The organism is Opitutus sp. sgz309028, from assembly GCF_059821195.1.
Genome location: NZ_JCAMRR010000001.1, coordinates 357072 through 372148, shown reverse-complemented (window position 1 = coordinate 372148; position 15077 = coordinate 357072). Strand labels below are relative to the sequence as shown.

The 15077-nt window shown below is 64.7% G+C and carries 15 protein-coding genes and 2 tRNA genes; 12 read left to right on the top strand and 5 right to left on the bottom strand.

Features of this window, described 5'->3' with window-relative positions; all coding sequences use genetic code 11:
- Positions 1 to 31: 31 nt before the first annotated feature.
- Positions 32 to 106 (bottom strand) — tRNA-Asn (locus AC6RV7_RS01515).
- A 206-nt stretch (positions 107 to 312) separates the two neighbouring features.
- Between AC6RV7_RS01515 and AC6RV7_RS01510 the strand changes: the two genes are divergently transcribed.
- From AC6RV7_RS01510 to AC6RV7_RS01465, 10 genes are all read left to right on the top strand, one after another.
- Entirely contained in the window at positions 313 to 1065 is a 753-nt protein-coding gene (locus AC6RV7_RS01510; RefSeq protein WP_500092127.1) for a 50S ribosomal protein L25, read from the top strand.
- 60 nt (positions 1066 to 1125) lie between these two features.
- Entirely contained in the window at positions 1126 to 1710 is a 585-nt protein-coding gene (gene pth, locus AC6RV7_RS01505) for an aminoacyl-tRNA hydrolase (protein WP_500092126.1), read from the top strand.
- Complete coding sequence (locus AC6RV7_RS01500) at positions 1707 to 2003, top strand: 30S ribosomal protein S6 (RefSeq protein WP_500092125.1); 297 nt, start codon at positions 1707 to 1709, stop codon at positions 2001 to 2003. Before pth ends, AC6RV7_RS01500 begins: the two co-directional genes overlap by 4 nt.
- A gap of 90 nt (positions 2004 to 2093) precedes the next feature.
- Positions 2094 to 2564, top strand: a complete 471-nt coding sequence (locus AC6RV7_RS01495; protein WP_500092124.1) for a single-stranded DNA-binding protein — start codon at positions 2094 to 2096, stop codon at positions 2562 to 2564.
- A gap of 214 nt (positions 2565 to 2778) precedes the next feature.
- A complete protein-coding gene (locus tag AC6RV7_RS01490) occupies positions 2779 to 3975 on the top strand; it encodes a glycoside hydrolase family 27 protein (protein ID WP_500092123.1) in 1197 nt (398 codons plus the stop codon).
- Positions 3976 to 4033: 58 nt separating this feature from the next.
- The gene (locus AC6RV7_RS01485; RefSeq protein ID WP_500092122.1) at positions 4034 to 5392 is read left to right on the top strand and encodes an acetylxylan esterase; all 1359 of its coding nucleotides are present in this window, start codon (positions 4034 to 4036) and stop codon (positions 5390 to 5392) included.
- Positions 5393 to 5420: 28 nt separating this feature from the next.
- A complete protein-coding gene (locus tag AC6RV7_RS01480) occupies positions 5421 to 6782 on the top strand; it encodes a GH1 family beta-glucosidase (RefSeq protein ID WP_500092121.1) in 1362 nt (453 codons plus the stop codon).
- Positions 6783 to 6860: 78 nt separating this feature from the next.
- A tRNA-Gln gene (locus tag AC6RV7_RS01475) sits at positions 6861 to 6934 on the top strand.
- Positions 6935 to 7143: 209 nt separating this feature from the next.
- Complete coding sequence (uidA, locus tag AC6RV7_RS01470; RefSeq protein ID WP_500092120.1) at positions 7144 to 9099, top strand: beta-glucuronidase; 1956 nt, start codon at positions 7144 to 7146, stop codon at positions 9097 to 9099.
- A 142-nt stretch (positions 9100 to 9241) separates the two neighbouring features.
- On the top strand, positions 9242 to 10378 hold the full coding sequence (locus tag AC6RV7_RS01465; RefSeq protein WP_500092119.1) for an AI-2E family transporter: 1137 nt from the start codon (positions 9242 to 9244) through the stop codon (positions 10376 to 10378).
- Between the two features lie 126 nt (positions 10379 to 10504).
- On the opposite strand, the gene AC6RV7_RS01460 is transcribed toward AC6RV7_RS01465, so the two are convergent.
- A complete protein-coding gene (locus AC6RV7_RS01460; RefSeq protein ID WP_500092118.1) occupies positions 10505 to 11077 on the bottom strand; it encodes a DUF4256 domain-containing protein in 573 nt (190 codons plus the stop codon).
- A gap of 94 nt (positions 11078 to 11171) precedes the next feature.
- On the opposite strand from AC6RV7_RS01460, the gene AC6RV7_RS01455 reads away from it, so the two are divergent.
- Complete coding sequence (locus tag AC6RV7_RS01455; RefSeq protein ID WP_500092117.1) at positions 11172 to 11738, top strand: NADPH-dependent FMN reductase; 567 nt, start codon at positions 11172 to 11174, stop codon at positions 11736 to 11738.
- Positions 11739 to 11827: 89 nt separating this feature from the next.
- Here AC6RV7_RS01455 and AC6RV7_RS01450 read toward each other — a convergent pair whose 3' ends face one another.
- Entirely contained in the window at positions 11828 to 12439 is a 612-nt protein-coding gene (locus AC6RV7_RS01450; protein ID WP_500092116.1) for a DoxX family protein, read from the bottom strand.
- A 50-nt stretch (positions 12440 to 12489) separates the two neighbouring features.
- Here AC6RV7_RS01450 and AC6RV7_RS01445 point away from each other — a divergent pair, with 50 nt between their 5' ends.
- The gene (locus AC6RV7_RS01445) at positions 12490 to 13407 is read left to right on the top strand and encodes a LysR substrate-binding domain-containing protein (RefSeq protein ID WP_500092115.1); all 918 of its coding nucleotides are present in this window, start codon (positions 12490 to 12492) and stop codon (positions 13405 to 13407) included.
- Between the two features lie 9 nt (positions 13408 to 13416).
- Here AC6RV7_RS01445 and wrbA read toward each other — a convergent pair whose 3' ends face one another.
- Both wrbA and AC6RV7_RS01435 read right to left on the bottom strand, forming a co-directional pair.
- Positions 13417 to 14037, bottom strand: coding sequence for an NAD(P)H:quinone oxidoreductase (wrbA, locus tag AC6RV7_RS01440; RefSeq protein ID WP_500092114.1), 621 nt, complete (start codon positions 14035 to 14037; stop codon positions 13417 to 13419).
- 90 nt (positions 14038 to 14127) lie between these two features.
- Positions 14128 to 15075 (bottom strand): ring-cleaving dioxygenase, encoded by a 948-nt coding sequence (locus AC6RV7_RS01435; protein ID WP_500092113.1) that lies wholly within the window; start codon positions 15073 to 15075, stop codon positions 14128 to 14130.
- Positions 15076 to 15077: the final 2 nt, after the last annotated feature.

Sequence of the window (15077 nt, the reverse complement as noted above, 5' to 3'; positions counted from 1 at the left end):
TCTGCCTGATTTTCGTTTTACCTATGAAAATTGGCTGCCCGGGCTGGGATCGAACCAGCGACCAAGTGATTAACAGTCACCTGCTCTGCCACTGAGCTACCGGGCAACGTGGCTCGCCGGCTTTCACCGCGCGAAAGAGCCGACGAAAAACAGAACCGGCCGCCGCATTGTCAATGCCTGTTTTCATCTTCCCCACAGAAAGTCCGCCGCGCCGCCAAAGTTTTGGTTGCGTTCACCCAGGCCACCGTATCACCTGACCCTCTTTTCCATTACGCCTGCCCTCAATTCCGGGGCGACAGGCGGAACGAATCCATGAGCCAACAGTTCACACTCAACGTCGCGTCGCGCGCCCAGACCGGCCGCAGCGCCTCCCGTCGTCTCCGCAAAGTCAACCGCGTCCCCGCGGTGCTCTACGGAAAGCACACGAATCCCGAGTCGCTTTCGGTCGATATCCCGGAGTTCGTCAAACTCGTGAAGAGCGTCGCAGGCCGCGCCGTCCTTCTCGAGCTCCAGCGTTCGGACAAGCCGGAAAAGGCGCTCTCCTTCCTCCAGGAAGTGCAGCGCGACCCGATCACGGACAAATACGTCCACATCGATTTCCAAGAGGTAAAGGCGGACGAGAAATTCGAGATCCGCGTCGGCGTCCGCCTGACGGGTGAATCGTTCGGCGTGAAGAATCAGAGCGGCGTGTTGGAACTCGCCACGCAGCTGCTGCGCATCCGCACGCTGCCGAAGGATCTTCCTGAAGCCGTTGTCATCGACGTCACCGAACTCAAGGTCGGCGAGACGATCAAGGTGGGCAGCCTGAAGCCGATCCCGGGCGTCGAATTTCTCGACGCGCAGGGCCAGCCGGTCGTTTCCTGCGTCGAGCCGCTCGCCGAAGTCGCCTCCGCGACCGAGACGGCTGCCGCTGCTCCCGCCGCCGGTGCCGCCGCTCCTGCGGCCGCCGCCGCGGCTCCCGCCGCTGGTGCGACCGCGGCGACGCCCGCCGCTCCTGCCGCTGGTGCGAAGCCGGCTGCCGGTGCCGCCGCCGCGGCGAAGCCCGCCGCGCCCGCGAAGAAGTAAGTTTGCTCCGTCGGGTCCGCCGCTTGACCGCGGCGGGCCGCGACGATTGTTCTTTGAGTCATGTCCATTTCGCTCGTTGCCGGTCTCGGCAACCCGGGCCGCGAGTATGCGGCCACGCGACACAACTTGGGTTGGATCGTGCTCGATGCCTTCGCCGAAAAACGCGGTCTGCGCTGGAAAGCCGCGCCGCAGTTCGAGGCGGAAATCGCGCGCTGGGATCGCCCCGGCGGTCGCACGTGCTACCTGGCCAAGCCGCAGACGTTCATGAACGAGAGCGGCAAGGCGATCGGGGCGCTGGCGCGGTTCTACAAATTCGAGCCCGCATCGATCGTCGCGCTCTACGACGATCTCACGATCGACCTCGGCCTCGTCAAAATCTCCGTCAGCGGCAGCGCCGGCGGTCACAACGGCGTCGCGAGCCTCCTCGAACACATGGGCAACGGCTTCGTCCGTTACCGGCTCGGCATCGGACCGAAGGAGCCACCGCAGATGGACCTCAAGGATTTCGTCCTCGGAAAGTTTTCAGAAAGCCAACACGCTCTCGTCACTCAACAACTCCCCCATTACCTGTCCGGCCTGGATTTGCTGCTCTCGCGCGGCGTCGAGGCGGCCATGAATCAGCTTAATCGCAGAGATCCAAAATGAACGCCACCAAACGCAATTACCGCGCTTCCTTCATCCTCGATAATCGCGGCAAGGAAGACTCCATCGACCAGATCGTCGATGGCGTGAAGAACGAGATCGCCGCCGTCCAAGGCGAGGTCACCGCGGTCGAAAACCTCGGCAAGCGCGACTTCGCGCGCGTTACGGACCGCAAGCTCACCAGCGGCGCCTACGTGCAGATCGTGTTCGCCGGCCCGCCGCAGGCTCCCTCGCAGCTGAAGGAGCGCCTCCGCCTGAACAACAGCGTTTACCGCACGTTCGTTCAGAGCCTTTGATTCTTTTCGGGCGGGCGGCCCTGACAAAAATAACAAAACAGCGCCGCCCGTCCGGTTTGCTTTTCCGTCACTCCGCAGCCCTCACTTCCCATGGCCAACTTCAATAAAGTTTACCTGATCGGAAATCTCACGCGTGACCCGGAACTGCGAGTCACGCCGAAGGGCACCGCGATCTGCCAGTTCGGACTCGCGGTCAACCGTCAGTTCAAGGACGAGTCCGGCGCGATGCGCGACGACACGACGTTCGTCGACATCGAAGCGTGGGGAAAGCAGGGCGAGACCATCTCGAAATACTGCACCAAGGGCCGCCCGCTGTTCGTCGAGGGCCGCCTGAAGCTCGATCAGTGGGAGGACAAGACCTCCGGTCAGAAGCGCAGCAAGCTGAAGGTCGTGCTCGAGGGATTCCAATTCCTCGGCAGCGGCCAGCGCGACGGCGCTCCCGGTGGCGGCGGCGAATACGACCAGAGCGCGCCTTCGCCCGAGCGGCATGCGCCGCCGCCGCGCAGCAGCCAGAGCCGGCCCGCGCCCGCCGAGAATCTGGACGAAGACGTGCCGTTCTAAAAACACGTCCCGCTCATCTCATCAATTTGCAACGCCCTCGGTTCGCCGAGGGCGTTTTTGTTGGCGGACAGGCGCGCGTCGCCAAGGTCCGGCCGCCTGCGGCAAACGTTCTCAAATGTGTTGGGTTCGCATTCCTAGACGTCGGCGCGTCCAGCTGCGAAGATGGCGATTCCGTAGTGCCTTGGTTGCGACACTTCGAAACCCGATCACCCCGATGAAAAAACTGCTCTGTCTGCTTGTTTGCTTCGCTGTCCCCGTGTTCGCCCAGAAATGGGAGGGCATCGCCCTCACTCCGCCTATGGGCTGGAACAGCTGGAACACCTTCGCTCAGCACATCAACGAAAAGGTCGTGCGCGAGACGGCCGAGGCGATGATCGCGAACGGCATGCGCGACGCCGGTTACGTTTACATCGTGATCGACGACACGTGGTCGAAGAAGGAGCGCGACGAAAACGGCAACCTGGTCGCCGATCCGGAAAAGTTCCCCAGCGGGATGAAGGCGCTCGGCGACTTCCTGCACGAGCGCGGTTTTAAGTTCGGCATCTACAGCTGCGCGGGCATAACGACGTGCGGCGGTTATCCGGGCAGCTGGGGCCATGAGTTTCAGGATGCGCGCACGTTCGCGTCGTGGGGCGTCGACTACCTGAAATACGACTGGTGCGACCACGGCACCGCCGACGCGCGCGATGCCTACAAGCGCATGAGCGTGGCGTTGCGCACCGCCGGCCGCCCGGTGGTCTTCAGCCTCTGCGAGTGGGGCCAGAACAAACCCTGGGAATGGGCCGAGCCGATCGGCCATCTCTGGCGCACGACCGGCGACATCTACGATTCCTACGACGGCCGCAAAGGCTGGGAGTCCGGCTGGAAGCTGCTGCTCAACGCGCAAAACGATCTCGTGACCGGCAACGGCCCCGACGGCCTCGGCAAATACGCCGGCCCGGGACATTGGAACGATCCCGACATGCTCGAAGTGGGCAACGACGGCCTGACGCTCGCCGAGTCGCGCGCGCATTTCAGCTTCTGGTGCTTGCTCGCCGCGCCGCTCATGGCCGGCAACGACGTGCGCCACATGTCTCCAGAAATTCGTGACATCCTCACGGACCGCGAAGCCATCGCGATCAACCAGGATGCGGCTGGCAAACAGGGTTTCCGCGCTCTGGCCGAACCTGCGGCGACGATCGAGGTTTGGGTCAAGGAGCTGAGCAACGGCGAGTGGGCGGTCTGCGCGCTCAACACCAGCGACGCGCCCGCGGACATCACCGTCGAGTGGAACCGGCTGTGGACGATCCAGGGCAAATTTAGCGTTCGCGACGTCTGGGCCAAAAAAGCGCTGGGCGACACCACCAAAGCGACGACCGTGCGTCTGGCGGCGCATGACGTGCTGCTCGCGCGTCTCACGCCGGCGAAATAACGCCGGCGGCCTGCGCTTTCGTTTCCGTTCAACCTCACCCCGTCACCATTTCAACCCCATGCGCTCATCCATTCTGCTCCTCGCGCTGGCGTGCCTCGCCGGCTCCGTCGCGGTTGCCGCCGACACGCCGATCACGCCCGTGCCGCCGCAGGCCACGTTTCGCGTCGCCGCCGTCCAGGTGCGCGTCGCGCCCGATCATCGCGACTGGACCTACCAGCCCGGCGAACCGGTGAAGTTCAAGGTGCAGGTCGTCGCCGATAACGAGCCGATCGACAACGTGACCGTCACCTACGCCGTCGCGCCCGACATGAAGCCGGGCGAAAAGAAAACGGCGACCGTGCCGCTCGACGGTTTGGTGATCGACGGCGGCACGATGTCGGAACCGGGCTTCCTGCGCTGCATCGTGACGACGGAAGTCGCCGGCCGCAGTTATCGCGGCGCAGCGACAGCGGCGTTCGCGCCTGAGAGGATTCAGCCGTATCAGACGGAGCCCGACGACTTCGATGCGTTCTGGAAAAACGAACTCGCCGAGCTGGCGAAAGCGCCGCTCGAGCCGCAGCTGACGTTTCTGCCCGAGGCATCGAACGACAAGGTGAACGTCTACCACGTGAGCTTCCGCACGATCGGTGGGCTTAGCTGGGCGAAGCTCAGCGCGCGCGTGTTCGGCATCCTGTGCGAGCCGAAGGCGCCCGGCAAATATCCCGCGGTGCTGCGCGTGCCGGGCGCGGGGGTGCGTCCCTACAACGGCGACAAGGACCTCGCGGCGCGCGGCGCGATCACGCTGGAAATCGGGATCCACGGGATTCCGGTGAACATGCCGCAGAACGTTTACGACATGCTGGCGGCGGGCGCGCTGCAAGGGTATCAGGATTTCAATTCCGACAACCGGGAGACGTTTTATTACCACCGCGTTTACCTCAGCTGCGTGCGCGCCAACGATTTTCTCGCGTCGCGCGAGATGTGGAACGGCAAGGACCTCGTCGTCATGGGCGGCAGCCAGGGCGGCATGTTGTCGATCGTCACGGCCGCGCTCGATCCGCGCGTGACCGGTCTCGCGGCGATTCATCCGGCGGGCTGCGACGTCGTCGCGCCGCTGCACGGCCGTGCGGGCGGCTGGCCGCATCCGTTTTACGACTGGTCGACGGGCGGCGCTGCGAAGGAGCGCGCGACGGAGGCGAAGCTGCGGACGTGGCGCTATTACGACACGGTGAATTTTGCGCGCCGCGTGAAGGTGCCGGGTTATTACACGTGGGGTTACAACGACGACGTGTGTCCGCCGACCTCCGTGTATGCGGCCTACAACGTCATCGCGGCGCCGAAGACCGCCGGTCTCACGCTGGAGCTGGCGCACAGCTACAATCAGGAGCAGGGCGAGGCCTTCAACGGCTGGGTGGCCCGTTTCCTCGGGTTGAAGTAAGCCCGCGCGCTCGCACGCAATTTCCCTCATGTCATTCCCGAAACAGTTCACGTGGGGCGCGGCGGCCGCGTCCTTCCAAATCGAAGGTGCCTGGAACGAGGACGGCAAAGGTCCGTCCATCTGGGACGTGTTTTCCCAGCAGCCCGGCAAGGTTTTCGGGAATCACAACGGCAACGTCGCGTGCGACCATTACCGGCGCTGGCGCGAGGACGTTGGTCTGATGCAGGAGATCGGCCTGCAGGCCTACCGGCTCTCGCTCTCGTGGCCGCGTATCCAGGCTTTGGGCACGGGCAAGGTCAACGCCAAGGGCCTTGCGTTCTACGACCGCTTGATCGACGCGCTGCTGAAGGCGGGGATCACGCCTTGGGTGACGCTGTTTCACTGGGACCTGCCGCACGCGTTGCAGCAGCGCGGCGGGTTTCTCAATCGCGACTTCGTCGAGTGGTTCGGCGACTACGCCACCATCGTGGCCGACCGGCTGGGCGATCGCGTGAAGCACTGGATGACCTTCAACGAGCCGCCGTGCTCGATCGGGCTCGGATTGCAGGAGGGTATTTTCGCGCCGGGGTTGAAGCTGCCGTTCGCGGACTGCCTGCTCGGCGGGCATCACCTGCTAATGGCGCACGGTCGCGCGGTGCAGGCGCTGCGCGCGGGTTGCCGCGGCAAGGTGAAGATCTCGATCGCGCAGACGAGCCGCGAACGCATTCCGGCGACCGACAAACCCGCTGACATCGAGGCGGCGCGCCGCGAGTATTTCGGCTGCACGGGACGCGGCATGTGGGATCTGGCGTGGTGGGCGGATCCGATCGCGTTTGGCCATTATCCCGAGGAAGCGGTGAAGACCTTCGCGGCCGACATGCCGAAGATCGGTGCGGGCGACATGAAGTTGATCGCGCAGAAAATCGATTTCCTCGCCTACAACTGCTACTCGGGCTGGCGCGTGCGCGACAATGGTCGCGGCGCGACCGAGAAGGTGCCGGAAGGCTGGGGGATCGGCAACGCGCGCGGCACACTGCCGTGGCTCGAGGTGGCGCCGGACGCGATTTACTGGGCGGCACGTTTTCAGACCGAGCGTTACCAGCTGCCGATCGTTTTTTCCGAGAACGGCTACTGCAACACGGACTTCGTCCATCTCGACGGTCAGGTGCACGACCCGCAACGGATCGATTTCATGCGTCGCTATCTGCGCGCGGTGGAGCGCGCGATGGGAGAAGGCGTGCCGGTCGAGGGTTATTTCTACTGGTCGATCATGGACAACTTCGAATGGGCCGAAGGTTACAAGGACCGTTTCGGCCTGGTGCATGTCGATTACCAGACGCAGAAGCGGACGTTGAAGGACTCGGCCTTCTGGTATCGCGACCTGATTCGCAGCCACGGCGCGAATCTGTGACGCGGAGGGAAGGGGCGGGATTGTTTCCGTCCTTGACCCTCGAACGTCGCGGCGCAGCGTAACCCTTCCTCACTCCACTGCCTGGTGGTGTAATGGTAGCACAGGCGACTTTGACTCGCCTAGTCATGGTTCGAATCCATGCCGGGCAGCCAAATTGCAGGAGCGGTGCCAAGGATTGAGGGCCGCTGTTGCTTACGCCTGCGAAGCAGGCGGTGGCAGGCCCCGGTTCTACCCTCGGCGATCGAACGCCGTGCGTTACTTGCGAGTTGCGCCTTCCCTGCGTAGGATCCGCGCGCAGCGGTGACTTCGCCGGAAGGCAAGCGCCGAGAAACACACACGCCAACGCGGCCGAGTTCAAAACATGCAGCCCGACGACGCCCATGCGGGGGAATGGCGCGGAATGAGCCGGCGAAGCTTCGTGTCACTCGCGGCCGCGGCCGGAGCGGCGTCGCTCGCGCGCAGCCCCGCGCTCGCGCAAGGCCAGGCTCCGTCTCCCCTCGCTCCCACGCCGCGACCAGCCATGCCGCCCGGACGCGGAGGGTTGCTTTACCCGCAGCAGAACCTGATCCGGAATGTGCTGGATGCATCGGGACTCTGGCAGTTTCAGCTCGATCCGAATGAGGAAGGCGAACGCCAGGGATGGTTCAGGGCGTTGCCCGCTCCGCGCCAGATTGCGGTGCCGTGCAGTTGGAACGACCTCTTCGACGACGCACGCGATTACCTCGGCCTCGCGTGGTATCTGCACGAAATCCACGTTCCGGTTGCCTGGCGCGGGCAGCGTGTGTTCCTGCGCATCGGGTCGGCGAACTACGCTGCGAAGGTGTGGGTCAACGGACGTAAGGTTGCCGAGCATCTGGGCGGACATCTGCCATTTGTCGCCGAAATCGGCGGCCAGCTGGGGTGGGAGCGGAAGAACGTCATCGCCGTCTCGGTGGAAAACAAGCAGCTCGTGGACCGCGTCCCGCCGGGCCCGGGACCCGGCGGCGGCGGGGTGGCAGGCGTGTTGGGCGGATTCCCGCTGACGACGTATGATTTTTTTCCCTACGCGGGGCTGCAGCGTCCGGTGCTGCTTTATTCCGTCCCGCCGGCCGCGCACATCGACGACATCACCGTCATTACCGAGATCGAGGGCGACGAGGGGGTGGTAAAGGTCGCCGCCGCGGTGGCGGGCGACTACGCGGGGAATGGGAAGGTCCGATTGGGCGGGAGCGAGGCGGACTTGAGTTTTCGCGACGGCTCGGCCGAGGCGATCGTGCGGGTGCCGTCCGCGCGGCGGTGGAGTCCCGCCGATCCGTTTTTGTATCCATTGACCGTCGAGCTGACGGAAGGTCCGACGGTCACCGATTCCTACACGCTTGAGGTGGGCATTCGCACCATCGCAGTCCGCGGCGACCAGCTGCTGCTCAATGGAAGGCCGGTCAAACTTACCGGCTTCGGGATGCACGAAGATTTTCCCGTGCATGGCCGTGGATTGGACGTGCCCGTGTGGGTCCGCAATTACGAGCTGTTGAAGTGGGTTGGGGCCAATTCCTTTCGCACCTCACATTATCCCTACGCGGAGGAAGCGATGATGCTCGCCGACCGTCTCGGGTTTCTGGTGATCAATGAGATTCCGGCGGTCGGTTTGAATTTTGAGGATCCATCCGAGGCGACCGCTGCGCGACTCGTCCAGTGCAAGCAGCAGATCCGCGAGCTCGTCGCGCGGGACAAGAATCACCCGAGCACGATCATGTGGAGCGTTGCGAACGAGCCGATGGGAGGTCCGTTGCTTGGGAAAGGCCCTCCGGTCGCCGCTGCCGTCGAAGCGGGAATGACGTTCTTCCGCGAGATGTTCGAGGAGACGCGTCGGCTCGACGCCACCCGTCCCATTACGTTGGTGGGCGTGCAAGGCGGCCCGGCGGACTGGCACGGCATCTTCGATGTCGTCTGCATCAACCGCTACTACGGCTGGTATGTTCTTGGCGGGCGCCTCGAAGCAGGAGCGGTGGAACTGGCGCGCGAGCTCGACGCGCTGCACCGCGCCTTCGGAAAACCGATCGTGCTCGCCGAATTCGGCACGGACACTCTGCCGGGAGCGCACAACACGCCGCCGGAAATGTGGACGGAGGAGTATCAGGTCGAGTATCTGCGGCGCTATCTGGACGTGGCAGACGAGCGTCCCTTTGTTGCGGGGATGCACGTGTGGAACTTCGCGGATTTCAAGACGGGGCAGGGCACCAGTCGCGCGGGCGGAATTAACTACAAGGGCCTGTTCACCCGCGACCGCCGGCCCAAGATGGCGGCGCATTTTCTGCGCGAACGCTGGGCCCGCAAGTGACGGTCGCATGGTCTCCGCGGCGCGCATTCATCTTCGGATCGGCCGACCTGGCTCCATCAACCAGCCCATGGCGATCGCGATATTGCTGGTGATTTCAGTCCACAAAAAGCGGGCGGCGCCTTCTTATCGCTGACCAAGGCTCATGAACGATTCCCAAATCAGAGGTCGGAACTTTCGCCATGCGTTCGTGCTGCTGCTGGTCGCGGCGATTTCCCTGCTTGCTCTGGCGATCGCGTGGCCCTTTCTGCGGCCGTTGCTCCTGGGCGCGATGCTCGCCGGCTTGTGCCATCCGCTCTATCGCTGGCTCACCCGTTGTTTTCGAGGCCGGACGTCGCTGGCTTCGTTCACGACTCTGTTGATTCTCGTTGTGCTCGCCGTCGGTCCTCTCGGCGCATTCACCGGCGTGGTGATCAGCCAGGCCGTCGAGGTGAGCGAAAAGGCGCTGCCTTGGGCGCAGGAGCACTTCGGCTCATCGAGCCGGTTCGATGTTCACGACTGGCTGGTGGAGCGGTTTCCCATCCTGGCGCCCTACGTCCCGAGCCAGGAAGCGATCGTCGGACATCTCGGTCAGGCCGCGAAATCGGCGGGAGGGTTCCTGGTGGCGGCAGCCTCCAAGATCACGGCCGGCACGGCGTCGTTTTTGCTCAACGCGTTCGTGATGCTCTACGCGATGTTTTTCTTTCTGCGCGACGGCAGAGCGATCCTTGAAAAAGTGATCTACTATATTCCTCTGCGTCACGAGGACGAGCTGCAGATGATCGAGCGCTTCAGCTCTGTGACGCGGGCGACCATCAAGGGGACGGTGATCATCGGCATCGTTCAAGGGACGCTGGCGGGCCTGGCACTCTGGATGGCCGGCATCGAGGGCGCTGCCTTCTGGGGAACGATCATGGTGATCCTCTCGGTCATCCCGGGCGTCGGCTCGGCGCTGGTCTGGATCCCCGCCGTGATCTACCTCTACGCGACGGACCATGTCTTGACCGCGACGCTGGTCGCCCTGTGGTGCGCCGCCGTGGTCGGCACGATCGACAACCTCCTGCGCCCGATGCTCGTCGGCAAGGATGCCCGGATGCCCGATCTGCTCATTCTGGTGGGGACGCTGGGCGGCCTCTTTCTGTTCGGCCCGATCGGATTCATCGCGGGCCCGCTGGTGTTCGGATTATTCCTGACCGTCTGGGAAATTTATGGCGCGGCTTTTCGCGACATTCTTCCGCCGGTGAAGCCGTTGACCCGGGCGGGAATCGCGAAGTCAGCCAAGACCGCCGGACGCGATCGTTGAGCAGATCGCGCCGGGTCTCGCCGACGCCGTCCGATCAATCCGGAGGCGAACTGAGATCCCGAACGACGCCACCGCGGACAACAGCGTCGCGGTAGCCGGTTGGGAACGGTCGCACTCCGCTCGATTTCAAACTCGCAGCAAACTGCGGAAGCCGCGGGCGCTGTAGTAGGATTGGGCGCCGTTGTGATAGATGAAAACGCGGCCGAAGCGACGGTCGCCGAACAGCGCGCCGCCGAGCTTTCGTATCTCCGCCGGCGTTTTCACCCAGCTCGACGATTTCAGGTCGAACGAACCCAGCTGCTGCAGGGCAAGATACTCCTCTTCGGTCAGCAGCTCGGTGCCCATCGCGGCGGCCATCTCGATCGCGCTCGTCTTCGGCTTGAACTCCTTTCGCGACTCCAGCGCCTCGCGATCGTAGCACACGCTCACGCGGCCTTTGGGACTCTCCGGCGAGCAATCGGCGAAGACGATTTCGCCCGTCTTTTTCTCCCGACTGATCACGTCCGGCTCGCCGCCGGTGCGCTCCATCTCGCTCAGCGACCACAGCTTTTCCGGGTGCGCGTTCAGCCGTGTCTCGACGGTTGCCCAGTCGACGCCGGCATGACGCGCCGGGTTCTCCTCGAAGCGCGTCTTCAGCGTTTCGAGCAACGCGTCGCGCTGTTTCGGGGGCAACACCTGCGAGCTTTTGGCGTTTTTCATCGTCGGTAACTAACGCGGCCGGCGCGCCGCCGGCTAGTTTTTTCACGCACTCGCGTCCCTTGCGGCGGCGCCGGGCCGACGTAAGTTCCCGGCCATGAACTCCACTCCCCGTATCCTGGCTTTCTCCGGCAGCGCGCGTCGCGAGTCGCTCAATCGGAAACTGCTCGCGGTCACCGTCGACGCGGTCCGCGCGGCCGGGGGCGAGGTGACGCTGGTCGATCTCAACGATTATCCGCTGCCGCTTTATCACGGCGATCTGGAAGACGCGGAGGGACTGCCGGCGCCGGCGACGCGGCTGATCGAATTGATCGTGCAACATCCCGCGCTGCTGATCGCCTCGCCGGAATACAATTCGATGATCACGCCGCTGCTGAAGAACACGATCGATTGGTGCACGCGCGGCGACGACAATCCCTTCGAAGGCAAGGTCGCCGCGGTCGTGTCGGCATCGCCCGGCGCGCTCGGCGGCGCGCGCTCTTTGAAAATGGCGCAACAGCTCCTCCTGCATCTCGGCGCGCATATTGTGCCGGGCAACACCATCCTCCCGCAGGCGCACAAGGCTTTCGCACCCGACGGCTCGCTGCTCGACCCGCGCTCACAGGCGTCGGTGCAAACGCTCGCGCAGAAGCTCGTCGAGACGACGCGAAGGTTCGCCAACTGACGCGACATCGCGCGGGAAAACAAAAACGCCCCCGGCAGCGAGCCGGAGGCGTGTCACATGAACGTGTGATGGATTTGAAACCCGTGCCGTTACGCGGTCGCAGCGGCGCGGGCGCGGTTCGTCGCGCGGAGCGCGAGCGGCGGAATCGCGCCGAGCGCTCCGAGGGCGAGGGCGGTCACACCCCAGGTCGCGCCGGCGAACGCGTTGCCGAGCAGCGCATCGAGCGACAGCGCGCCCGAGCCGGTGAACGCGATCGCGGCAACCGCCGTGGCGAGAATGAGCGGATACTCGTAGCCGCCGGACTGTGCGAAGAAACCCTTGTCGGCGTGGACGGCGATCGCGACTACCATCGTGCTCAACAGCACGGCCGAGGCGAACGGCGTGAACAGGCCGACGGCCAGCAGGAGTCCGCCGAGGGTTTCGCCGAGGCCGGCGATGAACGCGAGCGGCTTGCCGGGCCGGAACCCGATCGACTCGAAGTATCCGCCCGTGCCGGCGAGACCGTAGCCGCCGAACAGGCCGAAGAGTTTCTGCGCGCCGTGGACGGCGAGCGTGGTGCCAATGACGAGGCGAATGATCAGATAACCGATGTCCATAAATCCTTTCGTAGTGATGAGGGTTGTGACGATGCCGAGAGGATAACCCACCAAAGTCCTCCCGCCTACTGCGCGGCCCGCGTCCCAGCCATGCGCGAAACGCATGACCGGCCTTGCGTCCGGCCCGAAGTTGCGCTGCACTCGGTGCGCTCCGCGTGAATCTCGATTACCTCAACTCCTTCGTGGTGATCGCCGAGTCCGGCAGCCTCAGCAAAACGGCCGAGCGCTTCCGCGTTTCGCAATCGACGCTCACGCGCCAGGTGCAGGCGCTCGAGCAGGAGATCGGCGGCCGGCTGTTCGAACGCAGCCACAGCGGCGTCGCGCTCACGGCGGCGGGTCAGACCCTGTTCAACCGGCTCACGCCGCTGCTCGAGAAGTTCGAGGCCGCGGTGGCCGAGGCGCGGAAACGGGCGCGCGGACAGAGCGGTTCGCTGCGGATCGGTTACCTGCTGTCGGCGGCGGCGGAGTATTTGAATCCGGCGCTTAAGGACGTGCGCGCGCATCATCCCGAGGTGAAGGTGAAGCTCATCGACATGTCGCCGGGCGAACAGATCGCGGCGCTGCGGCGCGGCGAGCTCGACATCGGCATCGTGGGCAACGCCGACGCGTCGCTCGCGCGCGAGTTTTACGTGAAGCGCATCGCCTCGCTGCCGGTCGCCGTCGCGTTGCCGGAGGAGCACGCGCTGGCCAGGCACGAGTCGATCGCGCTCGCGGACCTGCGCCGCGAGGTGTTCGTCGGCGCGAAGGAGGAGGATATTCCCGGCTACAACCGCTGGGTGGTGCAGCTCTGCCGGCGGGCACGGTTTCGGCCGAAGTTCGTGGAGAACGCCGACAGCCTCACGCACGCCCTCTCGCTGCTCGTGGCGGAAAACGCCGTCACGTTCGTGCCCGCGCTGACGGGAAGGCTGCGCGCGCCGGGCGTCACCTACCGGCCGCTCGACGAACGGACGGCGCGGTGGCATTTGCTCGTCGCGTGGCAGCGCGGCCCGATGACGACGCCGGTGCGCGCGTTGGTCGACGCGCTCTCGCGTCGTGCGGAGGCGTCGACACGCGCCCGCACGCGCGACGAATGAGACAGGAAGTTATTTGCGCGCGAGCTGCGCGCCGATCTGCGTGGCGTGGCGACCCTGATACGTGGCGATCGCGAGTTCGTTTTCGCTCGGCATCCGTTCGCCTCCGCCGCCCGTGATCGTGGTCGCGCCGTAGGGCGTGCCACCGGTGATTTCGCCCATGTGCAGCAGCCGCTGCTCGGCATAAGGCACACCGACGATCACCATGCCCTGGTGCAGGAGAAACGTCATCATGCTGAGCAGCGTTGTCTCCTGGCCGCCGTGCTGGCTGGCCGATGAGGTGAAGAGGCTGCCGACTTTTCCGACCAGCGCGCCTTTGTTCCAGAGCGAACCGGTGGCGTCGAACAGCGCCTGCATCTGCGCGGTGGCGCTGCCGAAACGTGTGCCGGTGCCGAAGAACAGCACGTCGGCTTCGGCGAGTTTTTTCGGGTCGGCGATCGGGATGTGCGCGAACGGCTTCTTCGCGTCGGCGGCGCCCATCTTGGCGAGGACTTCCGACGGCAACGTTTCCGTGACCTGCAGAAGTTCCACCTCGGCGCCGGGGACTTCGCGGGCGCCGGCGGCGACGGCTTCAGCCATGCGGTGGACGTGTCCATACATGCTGTAGAATACGACTTTAACTTTAACGCTCATGATCGTGCTCGGTTGAGGATTGCGGTGGGGGGCGAAGCAGGGCGCCACGATGGTGCGGTGCGCCCTGCGTAGGTTCCGTGGAGATCGACGTCAGGCGTATTGCCGGGCGCCGACCAACGGCGGCAGCAGGGCTTCGATCTGCCGTCGTGCGGGCTGGAATTGGCGGGGAAGCTTCAACGCGGTGCCGAGGGATTCGGCCGGCTCGTCGACCGCGAAGCCTGGGACGTCCGTGGCGATTTCAAAGAGAATGCCGCCACGCTCGCGATAGTAGATCGAGTGGAAGTAATCCCGATCGCGCACGTCGGAGACGTGATAGCCGGCTTGGGTCAACGCGTCCTGCATTTCCAATTCGGCTACGTCGGTCGCGACACGATACGCGATGTGGTGAATCGTGCCGGCGCCGCCCGTGCCGCGTGGCGCGCGGACGTCGGCGATGACGTCGACATAGCGTCCGGAGCCGCCCGGACCGGCTTCGAACCGCGCGCGTTCTCCGTCACGACGCACGAGCCGGTAGCCCATGAGGCCGGTGAGCAGTTCCTCGGTGGGCGCGGCTTCGCGGACCGTGAGCTCCGCGGTGTGCATCCCGCGCAGCGCATGTTCGGTGGAAACGCCGGCGCCGCTCCAGCCGCGCCGCGAATCGTTTTCCACGGCGACGATCTCGATGGGAATACCGTCGGGATCGGCGAACGTAAGCACGTCTTCGCCGAAACGCGTGCGGGCTTCGACGGCGACGTCGTGCCGCGTCAGGCGGTCGCGCCAGAATCCGAGCGACGCGGACGGTGCGGACAGCGAGATGGCGGTGACTTGTCCGGAACCGATGCGGCCGCGCGACGCGCCGGGCCAGTAGAAGAATGTGACGATCGATCCGGGCGTGCCGGCTTCGTCGCCATAGTAGAGATGGTAGGCGGACGGATCGTCGAAGTTGACGGTCTTCTTCACGAGCCGCAGTCCGAGCAGCCCGGCGTAGAAATCGATGTTCGCCTGCGCATCGGTCGCGATGGCGGTGAGGTGGTGGAGACCGGTGATGGGTGTTTTCATAA